A 17,359-nucleotide genomic window follows, 5' to 3' on the forward strand; every position below is an offset into this window, starting at 1 on the left:
ACTGGCGTGAAGGTTGAAAACATAAAAAAATCGCCCCTTCAAATAAGGGACGATTTTGATTATCGCGTTACCACCCTAGTTGCAGGCAAAAAAGCCTACCACCTTATTTACATAACGGCTTAGCACCGTCTTTTCCCTTTTGAATACAATTCAATCGAAAAAAGATGCTCTAGGGGCGTAATTCGCGATCATCTATGTGCTGATTTTCACCGGCCATCAGCTCTCTAAAACAGGGAAATGATCACTACTTCTCCCTTTCCACGCTCAATTATTCATATACTTTTCTTTATACCATCATTTATATAGGCGTGTCAAATAGAGGTCCGGTTTCTCTTCTTGTCAATCCTTTACAACGTCGCAAGAAGTAATTTATTAGACATAAAAAAGCCTCCCTCATCTATTCTTTCATAAATGTATACAGACGAGGAAGGCACTTCGTTCAAATATTATTTTAGTTTTTTTATAATCTTTGCAGGATTCCCGCCAACTACTACATTATTAGGCACATCTTTCGTTACGACAGCACCAGATGCGATCACCGCATTGTCTCCAATTGTTACACCTGGATTAATAATTGCTCTTCCGCCAATCCATACGTTATCGCCAATTGTAACTGGTTTTCCGTATTCTGATCCGCTTATACGCTCAATTGGATTGAGTGGGTGCGTTGCTGTATAAATGTGAACACCTGGAGCTAACATACAATTCACTCCGATCGTTACCGGGCATACGTCTAAAATCGTACAGTCAAAGTTCGCGTAAAAATTTTCACCGACATGAATGTTATAGTCGTAATCACATCTAAAAGAAGATTCAAGATGAATATTATCTCCTGTCGTTCCGAATAATTCTTTTATGATTTCGCTACGCTCTTTCAATTGCTCTTCTGGCGTATCATTTAATTTTCTCGTTAATATACGTGCTTGCTCTCTTTCTTGTACTAAAACTGGATCAGCCGGTATATACATTTCTCCTAGTATCATCTTTTCTTTTTCTGTTTTCATCATACTACCCCCGTTAACTTATATATATAAGTTAATAATAACATAAAAAAAGGCCTGAACATTTTTTCGTTCAGACCTTCCTCTCTTAATCTTCCATCGTTGATAAGTCACCTGTTGGTAAATTCAGCTCCCACGCTTTTAATACGCGGCGCATAATTTTACCACTTCTCGTTTTCGGTAATTTATCTCTAAATTCAATTTGTCGTGGCGCTGCATGAGCTGCTAGGCCTTTCTTTACAAATTGACGAATTTCTTCTTTTAATTCATCAGATGGTTCGTATCCTGCTCGAAGTGCGATAAATGCTTTAATAATTTCGCCACGCACTGGATCAGGAATACCAATTACACCTGCTTCTGCAACAGCAGCATGCTCGATTAATTTACTTTCTACTTCAAACGGACCAACGCGCTCACCTGACGTCATAATTACATCGTCAATACGTCCTTGGAACCAGAAGTATCCATCTTCATCCATATAGGCAGAGTCACCTGATACGTACCAATCTCCCGGCATGAAATAAGATTCATACTTTTGCTGGTTATTCCAGATCCCGCGCATCATAGATGGCCAACCTTTCGCAATTGCTAAGTTACCCATTGTGTATGGAGGAACTTCATTTCCTTCATTATCAACAATCGCTGCTTTTACACCTGGAATGGGTTTACCCATTGAACCTGGACGGATTTCCATACAAGGGTAGTTACAAATAACTTGTCCACCTGTTTCTGTCATCCACCACGTATCATGAATACGAAGTCCAAATGCATTCATACCCCAGCGAATTACTTCTGGATTTAACGGCTCACCAACGCTTAATACGTGACGAACTTGTGATAAGTCATATTTTTTAATTGCGTCTTGTCCAGCTCCCATTAACATACGGAACGCTGTCGGTGCACTATACCAAACTGTTACACCGTAATCTTGCAGTGCTTCATACCAAGCTTCCGGACTAAATCGCCCACCTAAAATAACATTTGACGCTCCAACTAACCACGGTGCGAAAATACCGTAAGCAGTTCCCGTTACCCAGCCTGGATCAGCTGTGCACCAATATACATCGTCTTCTCTTAAATCTAATACCCATTTCGCCGTTTGATAGTGCTGAACCATTGCATTTTGCGCATGAAGCACACCTTTTGGCTTACCAGTAGAACCAGACGTATAGTGAAGAATTAAACCATCTTCACGGCCTAACCATTCAATATGTAATTCTTTTGAAGCTTGTTCAAATAAAGGATTGAACGCTACCGTTTTACCGCCTTCTTCTACATTATCTCCAACAAGAAAAACTGTTTTTAAAGCAGGTAAATCATTTAATGGTACACGCTCTAATAACTCAGGCGTTGTAATTAACACCTTCGCTTCACTATCTTCTAAACGATCGCGAACCGCACCTTCCATAAATGCTTCAAATAACGGTCCAACAATTGCTCCTAATTTCACTGCACCTAAAAGTGCGAAATATAATTCTGGAGAACGTGGCATAAAAATAAAAACGCGATCGCCTTTTTCTACATCGCCATAATTTTTCAGGACATTTCCTGCTTTATTAGAAAAATCCTTCATTTCCTTAAATGTATATTTCTCTTTTCGCGATCCATCTTGATAATAAAGAGCTACTTTATTCTTTCGATCGGATTTCGCATGCTTATCAATTGCCTCATACGCCATATTTACTCGGCCTGTTTCATTCCAAGTAAAGTTTTTATTAACCTCTTCCCAGTTAAAATTCGCGTATGCCTCATCATAATTCGGCAAATTATTTTCTCCTTTAATGACAGGAAGCGTTTCTACTTTCATACTTTACATCCCCCTCCTATGTATTCTATTATCTATTATAATGATATTATTTAAAATTTTCAGTATATTTGTTGATTTTTAGACAAATTTTTAATGACAAAATTCGATTCACATCGCATATATTATAAAGTACGATATTAATAGATTCACAAACCCTCAAGGTGGTGAGCAATACATTGATTCATAAAAAAATATACAATGCTAGAAACTTAAAAACAGCGAAAGGCACTTTAATTATTGAAGGTCCTGTCTCTACACATAATCTTGAAATGTATGAATTTCATCCAGATTTAGTTGCATTTCGTCCTGCTGAACAGCAATATAAAGCAATTGTCGAAATTTCTAAATTACCAGAAGCTCGACTCATTATTGCTAGACATGACCAGATGATTGTTGGATATGTTACATATTTATATCCTGATCCACTTGAACGATGGTCAGAAGGAAAAATAGAAAACTTAATTGAGCTTGGGGCAATTGAAGTAGTTCCAGCCTTCCGCGGGAGTTCTGTCGGAAAGAACTTACTAGAGGTTTCTATGATGGACGATTATATGGAAGATTACATTATATTGACGACTGAATATTATTGGCACTGGGATTTGAAACAAACAGGATTAAATGTTTGGGAATACCGAAAAGTAATGGAAAAGATGATGAATGCCGGCGGGTTACAATGGATGGCTACAGACGATCCTGAAATTTGTTCACATCCCGCCAACTGTTTAATGGTCCGCATCGGTAAACGCGTTGATACGGATTCTATTCAAGCTTTTGATCGTCTACGTTTTCACAATCGTTTTATGTATTAATAAAGGGGGCAACTGGAATGATTGTAGAAGAAATTATGAATCAAAATGTAGTTACACTACATCCAAACGATACAATCGAAACAGCAATCCGAACGATTCGCACGAAAGGAATTCGGCACATTCCAATTGTCGATCAAAATAATCACGTCGTAGGCATTATTTCTGATCGGGATGTAAGAGATGCAAGTCCGTCTATTCTAGATGAACAAGTTTCACTCGATATGCTACAGCAACCGCTTGAACTTATTATGAAACATCCTGTAATGACTTGCCACCCTCTCGATTTCGTTGAGGAAATTGCTACTTTATTTTTTGAAAATAAAATTGGCTGTCTTCCTGTTACAAAAGCTGGGAAGTTAGTTGGAATAATCTCAGAATCTACAGTACTGCACACGTTAGTAAAATTAACAGGAGCACATCAACCGAGTTCACAAATTGAAATTCAAGTAAAAAATGAACCTGGTATTCTTGGAAAAGTCGTTGCTATTTTTAGTGATTTACAAATAAATATCGTGAGCGTTCTCGTCTACCCAGCAAAAGATGAGAATGATAAAGTACTTGTTTTCCGCATTCAAACGATGAATCCTCTAAAAGTGATTGATGCACTTGAAGCAGAAGGCTATCGCGTATTATGGCCGAACATCATGGGGATGCAAGCATGAGTAGCGCGTTTATTTATTCGGATGAATTTCGGGGCTATTCATTTAGCCCTGATCATCCTTTTAACCAACTGCGCGTCACACTTACGTATGATTTATTACAAAAGGGTGGTTTCATCTCTCCCTCTCAAATCATCTCACCACGGATGGCTACAGATGAAGAGATTGCCTACGTTCATACAGAGGAGTACATAAATGCGGTAAAACGTGCTGGAGAAGGAAAGTTAGAAAAATCAATTGCGATGACATATGGACTAGGAACAGAAGATACACCGATGTTCCCAAATATGCACGAAGCAAGCGCATTGCTCGTTGGCGGTACGTTAACAGCTGTCGATGCTGTTCTTTCCGGAAAAGTAAAACACGCACTTAACTTAGGTGGAGGCTTACATCACGGCTTCCGTGGCAAGGCATCTGGTTTTTGTATTTATAACGATAGCTCCATCGCAATGAAGTATATTCAGAAGAAATACGGTTTACGCGTCTTATATATTGATACAGACGCTCATCACGGTGATGGCGTGCAGTGGTCGTTTTATGATGATCCTAACGTATGCACCATTTCATTACATGAAACTGGTCGCTATTTATTCCCTGGAACTGGCGCTGTAAACGAACGTGGACAAGGTAATGGTTATAGTTATTCTTTTAACGTTCCACTGGATGCTTTTACAGAAGATGAATCCTTTCTAAAATCATATCGAACAGTTGTAAAAGAAGTTGCAGCGTACTTTAAACCGGATATTATTTTAACGCAAAATGGTGCCGACGCACATTACTACGACCCACTTACACACCTTTGTGCAACCATGAATATTTACCGCGAAATACCGAAGCTCGCTCGTGAAATTGCTAATGAATATTGCGACGGTCGCTGGATCGCTGTCGGCGGCGGTGGCTATGACCATTGGCGCGTCGTACCAAGAGCTTGGGCACTTATTTGGCTCGAAATGAACAACATCCAAAACATCTCGGGTTATCTCCCTCCAGAATGGATTGACGCTTGGAAAGGACAAGCCGAAACAGAACTTCCCCTCACATGGGAAGATCCAGACAACATGTATAAACCTATCCCCCGTAAACCAGAAATTGAAGAAAAGAATGCATTAACTGTAGCGAAATCCCTTGAAATCATTCGGAATAATATGACAAAATCTTTGTACTAAACGAAAAGGAGGCTCGTTTTTGAATAGCCTCCTTTTATTTATTGTCGACTACTGTCGGTAAGTCGATATGTTTCGAGTTGCGCCGATATATTTTATTTAATAATTAACCGGTCCAACTTTTATGAAAAAAGGACGTGATATTATGTGGACACAACAAATGATCCCCACAAAACGCGGCACATTTGAACTCTTTACAAAAGGAAATGGCGAACCGCTTTGTATTACACATCACTATTCACAATTTAATGAAACTGGTGATTACTTTGCAGATGTTTTCACTGCTACGCATCGTGTATTTCTCATTAATTTACGAGATACTGGTAGCTCTGTAACCACCCAGTCAGAAAACGAATTAAGTATGATTGAAACGGTTCACGATTTAGAAGCAATACGAGAAGCTTTACAACTCCCAACATGGCATTTCACTGGTCATTCAACAGGTGGTATGCTTGGACTTTTATATGCGATTACATATCCAAATTCCTTACAATCATTAGTCGTAGCAGGCGCTGCAGCAAGTAACTATACCGAAACACCATTTTGTATTTATCATCCAGAACATTCACAGTTTCATTATATGCAAGAGCTCATCGAAAACTTAAAAAGCCCTCACCTTACAAGTGAAGAACGGAAAGAACTATCTACTAAGAGAACAAAATTATCATTGTATAAACCAGAAAACTACAACTCTTATTTTTGTAAACCAATCAAAAAAACAATGTCCGTTAGCCGGATGAATGCTTTCGCCAATGAATATCCTTCATTTGATTTAAGGGAGTATTTACCTTCTATAAAAACAAAAACACTAATTATGTGTGGAAGACACGATGTGCAGTGTCCTATTCAATATTCCATCGAGATACATGAGGGTATATGCGATTCTACTTTTGTGACATTTGAGGAGAGCAACCATTATCCTTTTTTAGAAGAAGCTGCTCAGTTTACTTCTACTACTCAAATATTTTATAAATCATTGCAACAAGGAACTCTAAAATAGCATATTAAGGTCGCAAGTTAATTTTCCAACAAAAACCTCACAGCCTCTATAAGACTATGAGGTTTTTCAAAAGAAATATTTCACACTAGTAACAACCAAAAGAAGAACAGAAAAAATCATTAAACCTAAATCAATAAATACTGACTTTTTATCTCCTTCTTTTAAACTTATCATAAAACTAGAAATTATTTTAATTGCAAAAAAGACCATCATAAATAACCAACCCAAATGATCATTCTTAGAATCTTCATCATAAAACATTTGTATTGCACCAATAATTAATAAGATAAGTACAATATTAGTTCCAATCTTTAAAACCTTGTTTGATTTATTATCTTTTAATGTATCCCCCAAAATGTAGCACGCCCTCTCACACTCTCCTATGTTTTATCTCTCTTTATATTTTAACATAAATTACCTATTACCCCCTTTTGATCACATACAAAAAACCCTGCCAAAACTTTGACAGGTTCCCTACACATTAAAACGATAACCAGCTCCCCATACTGTTTCAATATATTGCGGGTGGGCAGGATCTCTTTCAATTTTTTCACGTAGCTTTCTAATGTGGACGACAACAGTGGCTAAATCACCAGCGGAATCTAATCCCCAAATGCGTTCAAATAACTGTTCTTTATTTAATACTTGGTTTGGATGTGTGACAAAGAATGTTAATAAATCAAATTCCTTCGTTGTAAATGCCACTTCTTCATTGTTTATAAAAACTTTCCTCGCTCGTTGATCGATAGAAATTCCGTGAATGTATAGCGTATCACGTTGCTTACTTACATTTCCTGATAATCTTTCATAACGAGCAATATGCGCTTTTACTCTTGCGACTAATTCGCTTGGGCTAAACGGTTTCGTTATATAATCATCCGCTCCTAATCCGAGCCCGCGAATTTTATCTATATCTTCTTTTTTTGCTGAAACAAGTAGAATCGGAATATCTTTTACAGCACGTATTTGTTTACAAATTTCGAATCCGTTCATTTTCGGAAGCATAATATCTAAAATAATTAAATCATAGTCTTCTTGCAGGGCTATTTGTAAACCTGTTTCTCCTGAATGCTCTACATCAACTTGGAAATCATTAATTTCTAAATAATCTCGCTGTAATTCTGCAATACTTACTTCATCTTCTATTAGTAAAATTCTTTTCAATTTACTCACCACATTCCTCTACTTTTTCCAATGAGAAGAAAATGCTTGTGCCTTTACCAAGCTCGCTTTCCGCCCAAATTTCCCCGCCATGTTCTTCAACAATTTGCTTCGCTATTGCTAAACCAAGTCCACTTCCACCTGTGCTAGAATTTCGCGATTGTTCTGCACGATAAAAACGTTCAAAGATATACGGTAGCGTATCAGATTCTATACCTGATCCATTGTCTATCACCTTCACAATAACTTTATTGTTATCACTCGATACTGTTACGGTAATTTTCTTCTCTTCTTTATCCATGTACTTCACACTATTATGAATTAAATTTGATATAACTCTATTTATCTTTTCGCAATCAGCCGTTACATATAATGGCGATGAATGTAATTGTAAGTTAATTTCTATACCTTCTTCACTTAAATCCATCTGCATCTCTTCTATTAATTCTTGCATAAACGTATTTAATTCAACTGTCTCAAATTGGAATGGAACTCGATTTAAATCGAGCTTCGAAAACAAAAAGAGTTCATCAATGAGTGTGTCCATATGTTTTGCCTTCGTATGAATTGTCGTTAAATACTTATCCATTTTTTCTGGCGTATTTGCTACCCCGTCCTTTATTCCTTCTACATATCCGATAATAGATGTAATCGGTGTTTTTAAATCATGCGATATGTTTGAAATAAGTTCTTTTCGATTTTCTTCATACTGCGTTTGTACTTCAATCGATTCCTTTAACTTCTTCCTCATTTCCTCAAATCCTTGATTTAATTGACCTATTTCATCGTGCGATGTAACTGGCATTTGAAAATCTAAATTTCCTTCTTTAATTTTCTCCGTTGCACCTTTCAATACAAAAATTGGTTTTATTACACTTCTTAAAACAAGATAACTTAATAAACCAATGAGTAAAATGGCTAATAGTAAAAGCGATACGAATAAGATTGGAAATAATTTTTGTGTAAGATCTACAAATGAACTTTGCTTTTTTAGTACAAATATACTCCCTTCTTCTTTCTCTGGAAAATAAAAATCAAACTTTACATATCGATAAAATGTCTCGCCTAGTTCCGTTGTACCACGACTATTAATATTTGCCGCTTCAAATTTCGGAAGGGCTTCTGTTAAAGTCGAACTTTCAAATCCCTTATTAGCATAAGAAATGTTTTCTCCCTTTCTTACAATTATTTTCACACCTTCTTTTTCAATTGATGAAACGAACGATTTATCTAATAATTGAGATTGATGTTGCTTTGCCGCTAATTTTAATTCAAGATAGGCATTTTCTTCTTCTGGTGTAAGCGGCTTTTGAATGTAAGAACTTTTATAGAAATTTTTCACTGCTTCCAAATCACCTGTTATTGAAAAAACAATTAAAAATCCCGCGACTAATATGAGCGTAATAGAAACGAGAATTACAGCAATATAAGAAAATAAAAACCTTGTTTTAATAGACATATGTTACATCCTCACTTTACCCATCCTTCATATTCATAAGCATAAAAATATATGTTCAAATACTCAAGCGATTTTATAGTAATTTTAGCGTCAGTTTATAAAAATTTAATGTTCCTATTTTACAGTTGAAATTAGGAGGTTGAAATTCCATGTTCAAAAAAACATTCAGTATAATATGTTGCGTAATTTTTTTACAAGGATGCTCGCAAGAACAAGAAGTCAAAAAGGAGATGACAAACATGGAGACTGCACTACTAGCAGCTACTGAAAAAAATGAAACGAATACTGTTATATCTTTACTAAAACAAGGTGCAAATATAAATGCGACGGATAATCAAGGACGTACCCCTCTTATGATTGCTACATACAAAAATGATGTAAAAACCGCAAAAGCACTTATCGAAGCTGGTGCTGACGTAAATATCCAAGATGACATGAAAAACAATCCCTTTCTATACGCCGGTGCGGAAGGTTACTTAGACATTTTAAAGCTAACAATTAATGCTGGTGCAGATCCTACGATTACAAATCGTTACGGCGGAACAGCTCTTATCCCAGCCTCAGAACATGGCTATATTGACGTTATAAAAGAACTCCTCACTCGAACAAATATTGATGTAAATCATGTAAATAACCTAGGATGGACAGCTTTAATGGAAGCTATCGTACTAAGTAACGGAAACGAAACACAGCAACAAGTCATTCGCCTTCTTATTGAGCACGGTGCAGATGTAAATATTCCAGATAATGATGGTGTTACCCCGTTAGAGCATGCTCGCGCTCATAATTTTGCAGAGATAGAGAAAATTTTGTTAGAAGGAAATAAGTAAAAAGCTTATCTTTGCCTTCCTCCCCCATCCTATGCTACATTTAAGCCGTTACATCAATATTAATAGGGTGGGAATACATATGAATAAACCTAAAATTGGGATGATTGGACTTGGTAGCATTGCGCAAAAGGCCTATCTTCCAACACTTACAAAAGAAACAGATTGGAACTTTGTCGGGGCGTTTACACCTAACGCAGAGAAAAGAAAACAAGTTTGCCAGCAATACCGAATTCAAGACTTTCATTCTATTGAAACGTTAGCTTCGGAATGTGATGCAATCTTCGTTCATAGTTCAACTGCATCGCATTATGAAATCGTTTCTGAGCTTTTGAAAAAAGGAATCGACGTTTATGTTGATAAGCCGTTAGCAGCTACTGTGGAACAAGCTGAGCAACTAGTCGAGTTGAGCGAGAAGTATAACCGAAAGTTAATGGTCGGATTTAATCGCAGATTCGTTCCTATGTATGTTGCTGCCAAAGAACAGGCTCATGATATTTCATGGATTCGAATTGAAAAGCATCGCACAAATAAAGTCGGGCCATATACGTACGACTTCACTATGTTAGATGATTATTTACACATTGTAGATACTGCTCGCTGGTTCGCTAATGATGACCTTAACGTCGTTCACAATATGATGCAAATCAATGAAAAGAATGAACTTCTTTACGGACATCATACATATACAACTCCAAGTGGACTGTTACTTTCTACTGCAATGCATCGCCATGCCGGTACAAATTTAGAACAAATTGAACTTGTAACGCCAGGGAAAATCATTCGCGTAAAAAATATGAATACATTTGAAATTGAACAGGAAAACTCAGTTTCACAAAGCGGTTCTCCATCATGGGATACGACGTTAAAACAACGTGGTTTTGAAGATGCTGTTCATCATTTTATTGAATGTGTACACGGAGATACAAAGCCTGTTGTAGATGGATTAGAAGGATTAAAAACGCAGCAAATGCTACAATCTTTACTAGATGATGTAAACAAAAATTAAAACGGATACATTTTTCAGAATTTACTTTCATTCCCATTTCCCCTTTATTTCTCTCGTAAATTTCTATAAAATATGTTGATAGGAATTATAAATTTCATAATGAATCGTGGAAAGGATGGGATTGACACATGTGGAACGAGTTTAAAAAGTTCGCTTTCAAAGGGAATGTCGTTGATTTAGCTGTCGGGGTTGTAATCGGTGCTGCATTCGGTAAAATCGTTAGTTCTTTAGTAAAAGACATTATTACACCATTACTTGGTATGGTATTAGGTGGCGTTAACTTTACAGATTTGCACTTTGGATACGGTAAATCAGCTGTTATGTATGGTAACTTCATCCAAACAATTTTTGATTTCTTAATTATCGCAGCTTCTATCTTTATGTTTATTAAAGTTTTCAACAAACTAACATCTAAAAAAGAAGACGAAAAAGAGGAAGAAATTCCAGAACCAACAAAAGAAGAAGTTCTTCTTGGCGAAATTCGCGACTTATTAAAACAACAAAATTCTTCTAAAGATAGAGCATAATTGAACGGATAAAAAGGCATGTCCCTCGGGACATGCCTTTTCTATATGCTATAACGTTTCCGAATTCATATGAATAAATAAAATAATACCAGCAACCATAAGTACCATAATGCTACCTGCAAATAGTGTAATACCAATAAACATTAAACTTTTGCTCATATCTACTGATACACTTTCAATAAAAATAGAAATTACATACGTGATAAGGGCAATTCCTGCAAGAATACTTCCTGGAACAAATCGCTTTAAACCATTTTGTTTTAACGTCATATATGCAAAAATAGCAGTCATACAAAGCGTAATTATCCAAAGAACGATCATCTCTTTTCCCCCCTCACAAGCCTTTTCTTTCTATTATACATGACATTGCCCTATAATAGTTATTTTTACACTTATGTGACATATAACAAGGAATCATACAATCTATAGAGAACTCTTCCAGGTAAGCTATATACTAGGGAGGATTTCAATTGGAAGATGATATTGTAGGATATTTTAAACAAGTAGAGCGATTTGATTATATTACAATCGACTTAGACAAAATTTTTTTACATGGAAGTTGTACAAATAGAAACAAATGTAACTTTGCTAAAAATATCACTTAACTTAAAAAAAAGATAAAACGATTGTAGATGGAAAAGCAAAGCACTATGATTCTTCTAGGCTAGAGCATTTAATAAAAAATTTTAAACGCACTGCACAAACATGCCTTGAACATAATTTACGAAGCGCTGAAGAACTTTTTGCATTTTGGAAAAGAAATTGACCACTAGAAAAATATGGATACCCCTCATATAAATTGATATAATTACCATATACAAATATTCTTTGTAAGGGAGTGTTCATAATGATTTGGATTTCACTAATCGTATTAGCTTATTTCATCATTCTCGTCCCAATACAGTACAACTACATTAAAATACTCAAAGAAAAACAGAAAAAAATGAGTGTCTCACAAAACGAACTATATGACAACATGTCTTATGAAGAATCCCAAGTGCATTACCATTATCAAAGTAACGTATTTACAATACCTGCTTCGCTTGTCGCAAGTATTATTTATAAGGTGAAACATGCAGCATAATGTGTACGCTGTAAAATTATTGTTTGAGTCTGTTCATTCTGGTGAGCCTCATCCTATGAAAATGGATGAGCATTATGAAGAGAATCACGATACACTTTTTGAAGAAAGTATTATTCTTGTTAAAGCAAACAGTTTAGAAGAAGCTCATGAACTAGGTGAAAAGATAGCTATACAATCGGAGCACACATACGATAATATGTATGATGAGCAAATCACATGGACGTTCCGAAAAGTGTTACATGTGTTTGAATTAGACGATACGCCATTTGAAACTGGAAAAGAATTGTACGCAAAATTTTTACACGTTAAGAAAAATGAAACTGTAGATACAGTAATTGAAAAATATTATCCTGAATATGAATAAAAGCTCACAGCAATCGCTGTGAGCTTTTTTATACTTATTTCGTTGAATCTCTAAATTGGATACGGTGAGGTAAGATAACAGTGTGATCTTCCACTTTTTCTTTGTTCATATACTTTGTTAATAGACGCATTGCTACTGCACCGATATCATACATCGGTTGTACAACTGTTGAAAGCTGCGGACGAACCATTAATGCAAGGCGTGTATTATCGAAACCAAGTACTTCTACGTCAGTTGGTACGTTTAATCCAGCATCTTGTGCTGCATGGATTACACCTAGTGCCATTTCATCAGAAGACACGAAGATTGCTGTTGGCTTTTCATCATTGCTCCAAAGCTTTTCGAATGCTTCGATACCTGAGTCATATGTGTAATCTCCATCGATTACAAGATTTTCATCATATGAAATACCTTCTTCTTCTAAAGCTTTTTTATAACCTTGTAACTTCTTCGCGCTTCCCGCTTTATCAATGAATGGACCAGAGACGAAACCGATACGCTTATGTCCTTGCTCGATAAAGTGCTTCATTGCATCGTAAGCTGCTTGTGTATAATCAATATTTACTGATGGCGTTTCATTTTGCTCATCAAATGACGCTGCTAATACAATTGGTACTGGAGATTTTTTAAATTCTTCAATGTGAATGTCTGTAATATCTTCACCCATGAAAACAATTCCGTCCACTTGTTTTCCAAGCATCGTATTTAATAGATGGAACTCTTTCTCTTTGTTTTGATCAGAGTTACTTAAAATGATGTTATATTTGTACATTGTTGCGATATCTTCAATTCCACGTGCAAGTTCTGCATAAAACGTATTTGAGATATCAGGAATAATAACACCTACCGTAGTTGTCTTCTTACTTGCTAGTCCACGTGCTACCGCATTTGGACGGTATCCTAAACGATCAATTGCTTCTAATACTTTCTTTCTTGTTGTAGGCTTTACATTTGGGTTACCGTTCACAACGCGTGATACGGTAGCCATTGAAACGTTCGCTTCGCGCGCTACATCATAGATTGTTACGTTCATCTCATCGCACACTCCTTCTATTTTTGTTATCTATTTTTATGTATCGGTTACTTGAATGAAAAAAAGACATCAACTCTATTTGCAGATGCCACCAATCGTCCCGAGTTCTTCCTTTTACTAATGATACGATATAAACGCAGGCTCATACAATATTTTCCCGCAAAAGTTTCGAAAAAATTCGCTTCTTTTCTCGTATTTTCGTATTTTTTATGAAAAAAGGGCATTTTTTGTAAAAAAATAGATATTTCCTAAGTAGAAATCTTATTTTAAGCAGTACGATAGTAAATGAAATTTATATCGGCGATTTTTCGAATATATCGACCACAACTCTAATTATATCAGCGATTTTTTTAATATACCAACTTCCCAACAAAAATCGACAATGACAGTCGCTATACAGCTGTCCCAAAATGCCTTTTTGGAACAGTTCATTAAAAGTTTTTATAATTTACTTCCAAATGATTTTAATTCATTCATAAAATCATTGAACTGCGGGATATTCATTTGCTGCGCCGCATCTGATAAAGCTACAGCTGGATTTGGATGTACTTCAGCCATAATTGCGTTTGCACCAATTGCCATCGCTGCTTTTGCAGTTAGTAAGAGAAGGTCACGTCTCTCTGTAGAATGCGTTACATCAAAAACGACAGGTAAATGTGTCTCTTTCTTTAAAATCGGTACAGCGGAAATATCAAGCGTATTACGCGTTGCTCTTTCATTGCTTCAGCAACTTGACGTACTTGTTCATAACTTTCCACTGCACACGGTCCCATAATAAAATACTAATTTCCGTTACCAATTTTTTCACCATTAATTTCAACAATCGTATCTTCTGTTTTTTTCTTACAAGAAACAAGTAGTGCTTTACGATGATCCTCTTCTTGTAACTTTAAACCAACTTGAAAAATTTGTTTGAAAATATGTTATAAAGTCGAAGTTTCAAATGGACCATTATTATTCTCTGCAATTAAATCCAGTATATTACTTTCACGTACAGGATCAAAACGTTTCACACCTTATACTTCTTTTAAATTACCAACTTCTTGTACGAGACGACCTCTTTCGTTTAGTAACTCTAATATTTGTAAATTAAGTTGATCAATTTCAGAACGTAAACGACCTAATTGTTGTGATGCCATAAGAAAGCCATCTCTTTCAAATCCCTATATATTACTTTTTTAAGATAACTTATTATAGTTGATACATATACGATTGTCACACGATATACAGCAATGAATTACCATCAAAAAACCTTTTATATTTTCATTTAAAATAAAAAAAGACAGTTTACATACTGTCTTTTTTACAAGAAGGAAACAAACGGTTTATCACTGTTTTTCTCTTTTATAATAACGGCCTCAATTTTACTCTCGGACTTGATCTGTAATTGTACTTTCGCATCTTTAGGCAATTTGTCTAACATACCTTGAGCAGCCAATTGGGTAAGAGCCATTAATTCTGTTTTACCGTTATATTTAATAACAATATTCATATTTAATGTATCCATTTGATCTTTCTTATAAGAAACTTTTGCATTGACTGGAATAAAATCTCCATTAGAAAAACCTTTTATTTCCTTAGCAAAGTTATTTATTTTTGTATTATCTTCTCCATGTGCTTGTGTAAATTCATCAGAAGGATATGAATACGACTTTTCATCAATTGTACTCCAATTTCCAAGGTTCATATCATTCTTTTGAACAGTAGCACTAGCAATATACGTACCATTTTTTAAAGAACTTGTACTTTCTTGCTTAAAGATAGCAAACGTAATTGGAGATTTGTTATATTTATCATTTTTGTTAATAGCTTCAATAAGTTGTTTAGCAACTTCAGACCCTTTAGACATAGCTTCTTCATTCGATACACTTGAAGACATAGCTAAGCCAATCATAACACCAGATAAACTTAATTCATTTGAATTCTGTTTTCCAAAATAGTCTTGTTCTATAATATTCGTCAAAACTGGCGCTTCTACTTTCGCAACTAGTTCATCAACTAGTTTCTCTGGAATATACTGATTTAATTGCAGTACGTGACTCTCTGTATCAAATTGCTGCGTTGCAATATTTATTAAACCATTTTCATACTCTGCTAAATCTAATTTAGAATTTGTTTTTATATTAGCTGTATTAATAACCTTTTGTTCTTTTAAAGGAATAACAGTTCTATAATAATCTTTAGAAACAGCAGTTCTCGGAATCATACTTTTTTCTTTTGTATCTTTTTGTATAACTTCATCCTTCTTACTAATCGTATTACTATTGTTACTACAAGCTCCCAGTAATAAACTTACGACTGCGAAGGATAATGCCATTTTCTTCATTACTTAAAACCTACTTTCAACAATCTAGTTATTTAGTTTGAACTATTAATAGTGTACCACTAAATATATTTCAACAAAAACAAAAAAAAGAAGCAAGCACCTTTAGCTTGCTTCTTTTTACTTTATATTCTCTTCTAAAGCATCTTTTTTAATATTCCAATGAGATGTATTCCATACTACCATCCCATCTTTTATGTATAACACTTGCGGTGATTCATGTCTAATACTGTATTGTTCTGCAACACGATTTGACACATCTCTCGCATCTTGTACGTATAAGTAATACGCTGGCACTTCTCTTTCTTCACTGCAATACGCTTGAAATTCTGTGTATGCACCGTGACTAATCGGGCATGTCGTACTATGTTTAAAAAGAACATACGGCTCATTCTTTTCTACTAAGACTTCAAGCTCTTCAATTGTTTCAAGCTTTGTCATATTCATCACGATTCACCTCTCATACGAAATCTAGAGCGCTTCTCTTTCTTTTCAGCGTTTTTCTCAATTCTTTCTAATTTACGCTCTTCTTTTTCAACCTTCTTCTCTTGTCTCGACGCACGGTAATGATTGTATACTTCAATCGCCGCACTGCTCCACTGTACAACTTGCGCTACTTTATCAGCGTTATTTTCAATTTCGTCCGTTACAGAGTCTGATACATTACGAAGCTTCGTATTTAAAGATTGGATTGTCGTTCCAATCCCATCTACACCCGCTACCACTTTATTTAATGACTGTGACTTCTGTTGAATATCATCAGCTAACGCATTCGTTTTATGTAATAATTGCTCTGTCTCTACGCTAATTCCTTGCATTTGTTTTTCTAAACCTTCTAACGTGCTTGCAACGTTTTCTAACGTCTTCTGAACCGATAACAACGTTCTGCATACATACACAACTAATACTGCGAAAGCAACCGCGATAATAGCCGCACTTACATATAAAAGAACTTGCATTTCATCACTTCCTTTATCTTTTTCATACTTTCCCCTATTATACAATCATTTTCCGTTTCATTCTAATCCCTATCTCATCATTAGAATTTTCATACTTATTCGTTAACTGTAACATAAATCATTCAACAAATTCCACTAAGTAGGTTACAATAGGAGAGGATACATAATTAGTAG

General features: G+C 35.5%; 19 protein-coding genes, 2 pseudogenes and 1 other annotated feature. Of the genes and pseudogenes, 10 read left to right on the forward strand and 11 right to left on the reverse strand.

What is annotated here, in order from left to right; translation table 11 throughout:
• Positions 1 to 42: 42 nt before the first annotated feature.
• Positions 43 to 270, reverse strand: a binding site (T-box leader).
• A gap of 176 nt (positions 271 to 446) precedes the next feature.
• Together BCG9842_RS23120 and acsA are read right to left on the reverse strand one after the other, a co-directional pair.
• Positions 447 to 1,007, reverse strand: a complete 561-nt coding sequence (locus BCG9842_RS23120; protein ID WP_015945905.1) for a maltose acetyltransferase domain-containing protein — start codon at positions 1,005 to 1,007, stop codon at positions 447 to 449.
• Between the two features lie 82 nt (positions 1,008 to 1,089).
• Complete coding sequence (gene acsA, locus BCG9842_RS23125; RefSeq protein WP_000862055.1) at positions 1,090 to 2,808, reverse strand: acetate--CoA ligase; 1,719 nt, start codon at positions 2,806 to 2,808, stop codon at positions 1,090 to 1,092.
• Positions 2,809 to 2,984: 176 nt separating this feature from the next.
• On the opposite strand from acsA, the gene acuA reads away from it, so the two are divergent.
• The 4 genes from acuA (at position 2,985) to BCG9842_RS23145 (ending at position 6,439) form a co-directional block, all read left to right on the forward strand.
• Entirely contained in the window at positions 2,985 to 3,617 is a 633-nt protein-coding gene (acuA, locus tag BCG9842_RS23130; protein ID WP_000581392.1) for an acetoin utilization protein acetyltransferase AcuA, read from the forward strand.
• Positions 3,618 to 3,634: 17 nt separating this feature from the next.
• Complete coding sequence (locus BCG9842_RS23135; protein ID WP_000634583.1) at positions 3,635 to 4,279, forward strand: acetoin utilization AcuB family protein; 645 nt, start codon at positions 3,635 to 3,637, stop codon at positions 4,277 to 4,279.
• Positions 4,276 to 5,442 carry an acetoin utilization protein AcuC gene (acuC, locus tag BCG9842_RS23140; RefSeq protein ID WP_000092836.1) on the forward strand — a complete coding sequence of 389 codons (1,167 nt, stop codon included), beginning with the start codon at positions 4,276 to 4,278 and terminating at the stop codon, positions 5,440 to 5,442. Before BCG9842_RS23135 ends, acuC begins: the two co-directional genes overlap by 4 nt.
• A 121-nt stretch (positions 5,443 to 5,563) precedes the next feature.
• The gene (locus tag BCG9842_RS23145) at positions 5,564 to 6,439 is read left to right on the forward strand and encodes an alpha/beta fold hydrolase (protein ID WP_003280339.1); all 876 of its coding nucleotides are present in this window, start codon (positions 5,564 to 5,566) and stop codon (positions 6,437 to 6,439) included.
• Positions 6,440 to 6,505: 66 nt separating this feature from the next.
• On the opposite strand, the gene BCG9842_RS23150 is transcribed toward BCG9842_RS23145, so the two are convergent.
• The 3 genes from BCG9842_RS23150 to BCG9842_RS23160 all read right to left on the reverse strand — a co-directional run bounded on the left by BCG9842_RS23150 (position 6,506) and on the right by BCG9842_RS23160 (position 9,059).
• Positions 6,506 to 6,793, reverse strand: a complete 288-nt coding sequence (locus tag BCG9842_RS23150; RefSeq protein WP_000502925.1) for a hypothetical protein — start codon at positions 6,791 to 6,793, stop codon at positions 6,506 to 6,508.
• 120 nt (positions 6,794 to 6,913) lie between these two features.
• On the reverse strand, positions 6,914 to 7,603 hold the full coding sequence (locus tag BCG9842_RS23155) for a response regulator transcription factor (protein ID WP_003280338.1): 690 nt from the start codon (positions 7,601 to 7,603) through the stop codon (positions 6,914 to 6,916).
• A 1-nt stretch (position 7,604) separates the two neighbouring features.
• Positions 7,605 to 9,059 carry a HAMP domain-containing sensor histidine kinase gene (locus tag BCG9842_RS23160; RefSeq protein WP_000023859.1) on the reverse strand — a complete coding sequence of 485 codons (1,455 nt, stop codon included), beginning with the start codon at positions 9,057 to 9,059 and terminating at the stop codon, positions 7,605 to 7,607.
• Between the two features lie 149 nt (positions 9,060 to 9,208).
• Between BCG9842_RS23160 and BCG9842_RS23165 the strand changes: the two genes are divergently transcribed.
• The 3 genes from BCG9842_RS23165 (at position 9,209) to mscL (ending at position 11,422) form a co-directional block, all read left to right on the forward strand.
• Positions 9,209 to 9,889, forward strand: a complete 681-nt coding sequence (locus BCG9842_RS23165) for an ankyrin repeat domain-containing protein (protein WP_000474099.1) — start codon at positions 9,209 to 9,211, stop codon at positions 9,887 to 9,889.
• Positions 9,890 to 9,968: 79 nt separating this feature from the next.
• Positions 9,969 to 10,895 carry a Gfo/Idh/MocA family protein gene (locus BCG9842_RS23170; protein ID WP_001039702.1) on the forward strand — a complete coding sequence of 309 codons (927 nt, stop codon included), beginning with the start codon at positions 9,969 to 9,971 and terminating at the stop codon, positions 10,893 to 10,895.
• A 128-nt stretch (positions 10,896 to 11,023) separates the two neighbouring features.
• Positions 11,024 to 11,422, forward strand: a complete 399-nt coding sequence (mscL, locus tag BCG9842_RS23175; RefSeq protein WP_000267015.1) for a large conductance mechanosensitive channel protein MscL — start codon at positions 11,024 to 11,026, stop codon at positions 11,420 to 11,422.
• A 48-nt stretch (positions 11,423 to 11,470) separates the two neighbouring features.
• Here mscL and BCG9842_RS23180 read toward each other — a convergent pair whose 3' ends face one another.
• Complete coding sequence (locus BCG9842_RS23180) at positions 11,471 to 11,743, reverse strand: DUF3917 domain-containing protein (protein WP_000636586.1); 273 nt, start codon at positions 11,741 to 11,743, stop codon at positions 11,471 to 11,473.
• Between the two features lie 149 nt (positions 11,744 to 11,892).
• Here BCG9842_RS23180 and dhp61 point away from each other — a divergent pair.
• The 3 genes and pseudogenes from dhp61 to BCG9842_RS23195 all read left to right on the forward strand — a co-directional run bounded on the left by dhp61 (position 11,893) and on the right by BCG9842_RS23195 (position 12,870).
• Positions 11,893 to 12,188, forward strand: a pseudogene (gene dhp61 / locus BCG9842_RS23185) (protein Dhp61).
• 81 nt (positions 12,189 to 12,269) lie between these two features.
• Complete coding sequence (locus BCG9842_RS23190) at positions 12,270 to 12,506, forward strand: DUF3949 domain-containing protein (RefSeq protein WP_000637885.1); 237 nt, start codon at positions 12,270 to 12,272, stop codon at positions 12,504 to 12,506.
• A 1-nt stretch (position 12,507) separates the two neighbouring features.
• The gene (locus BCG9842_RS23195) at positions 12,508 to 12,870 is read left to right on the forward strand and encodes a DUF4288 domain-containing protein (protein ID WP_003309991.1); all 363 of its coding nucleotides are present in this window, start codon (positions 12,508 to 12,510) and stop codon (positions 12,868 to 12,870) included.
• A gap of 34 nt (positions 12,871 to 12,904) precedes the next feature.
• Here BCG9842_RS23195 and ccpA read toward each other — a convergent pair whose 3' ends face one another.
• The 5 genes and pseudogenes from ccpA to BCG9842_RS23225 form a co-directional block, all read right to left on the reverse strand.
• Positions 12,905 to 13,903 (reverse strand): catabolite control protein A, encoded by a 999-nt coding sequence (ccpA, locus tag BCG9842_RS23200; protein WP_001103303.1) that lies wholly within the window; start codon positions 13,901 to 13,903, stop codon positions 12,905 to 12,907.
• 441 nt (positions 13,904 to 14,344) lie between these two features.
• Positions 14,345 to 15,042 (reverse strand): annotated as a pseudogene (gene aroA, locus BCG9842_RS32070) (chorismate mutase).
• Between the two features lie 164 nt (positions 15,043 to 15,206).
• Positions 15,207 to 16,229 (reverse strand): CamS family sex pheromone protein, encoded by a 1,023-nt coding sequence (locus tag BCG9842_RS23215; protein ID WP_000738027.1) that lies wholly within the window; start codon positions 16,227 to 16,229, stop codon positions 15,207 to 15,209.
• A 117-nt stretch (positions 16,230 to 16,346) separates the two neighbouring features.
• Positions 16,347 to 16,673 (reverse strand): bacillithiol system redox-active protein YtxJ, encoded by a 327-nt coding sequence (ytxJ, locus tag BCG9842_RS23220; protein WP_001057469.1) that lies wholly within the window; start codon positions 16,671 to 16,673, stop codon positions 16,347 to 16,349.
• Positions 16,673 to 17,185, reverse strand: coding sequence for a DUF948 domain-containing protein (locus tag BCG9842_RS23225; protein WP_001197721.1), 513 nt, complete (start codon positions 17,183 to 17,185; stop codon positions 16,673 to 16,675). Before BCG9842_RS23225 ends, ytxJ begins: the two co-directional genes overlap by 1 nt.
• Positions 17,186 to 17,359: the final 174 nt, after the last annotated feature.

Source organism: Bacillus cereus G9842, from assembly GCF_000021305.1.
Taxonomy (GTDB): domain Bacteria; phylum Bacillota; class Bacilli; order Bacillales; family Bacillaceae_G; genus Bacillus_A; species Bacillus_A thuringiensis_S.

Coding starts and splice junctions, on each gene's coding strand:
- BCG9842_RS23145 (WP_003280339.1), top strand. CDS start 5,564: ATGAAAAAAGGACGTGATATTATGTGGACACAACAAATGATCCCCACA.
- BCG9842_RS23165 (WP_000474099.1), top strand. CDS start 9,209: ATGTTCAAAAAAACATTCAGTATAATATGTTGCGTAATTTTTTTACAA.
- BCG9842_RS23135 (WP_000634583.1), top strand. CDS start 3,635: ATGATTGTAGAAGAAATTATGAATCAAAATGTAGTTACACTACATCCA.
- acuC (WP_000092836.1), top strand. CDS start 4,276: ATGAGTAGCGCGTTTATTTATTCGGATGAATTTCGGGGCTATTCATTT.
- acsA (WP_000862055.1), bottom strand. CDS start 2,808: ATGAAAGTAGAAACGCTTCCTGTCATTAAAGGAGAAAATAATTTGCCG.
- BCG9842_RS23180 (WP_000636586.1), bottom strand. CDS start 11,743: ATGATCGTTCTTTGGATAATTACGCTTTGTATGACTGCTATTTTTGCA.
- ytxJ (WP_001057469.1), bottom strand. CDS start 16,673: ATGAATATGACAAAGCTTGAAACAATTGAAGAGCTTGAAGTCTTAGTA.
- ccpA (WP_001103303.1), bottom strand. CDS start 13,903: ATGAACGTAACAATCTATGATGTAGCGCGCGAAGCGAACGTTTCAATG.
- BCG9842_RS23225 (WP_001197721.1), bottom strand. CDS start 17,185: ATGCAAGTTCTTTTATATGTAAGTGCGGCTATTATCGCGGTTGCTTTC.
- mscL (WP_000267015.1), top strand. CDS start 11,024: ATGTGGAACGAGTTTAAAAAGTTCGCTTTCAAAGGGAATGTCGTTGAT.
- BCG9842_RS23170 (WP_001039702.1), top strand. CDS start 9,969: ATGAATAAACCTAAAATTGGGATGATTGGACTTGGTAGCATTGCGCAA.
- BCG9842_RS23215 (WP_000738027.1), bottom strand. CDS start 16,229: ATGAAGAAAATGGCATTATCCTTCGCAGTCGTAAGTTTATTACTGGGA.
- BCG9842_RS23120 (WP_015945905.1), bottom strand. CDS start 1,007: ATGATGAAAACAGAAAAAGAAAAGATGATACTAGGAGAAATGTATATA.
- BCG9842_RS23160 (WP_000023859.1), bottom strand. CDS start 9,059: ATGTCTATTAAAACAAGGTTTTTATTTTCTTATATTGCTGTAATTCTC.
- BCG9842_RS23190 (WP_000637885.1), top strand. CDS start 12,270: ATGATTTGGATTTCACTAATCGTATTAGCTTATTTCATCATTCTCGTC.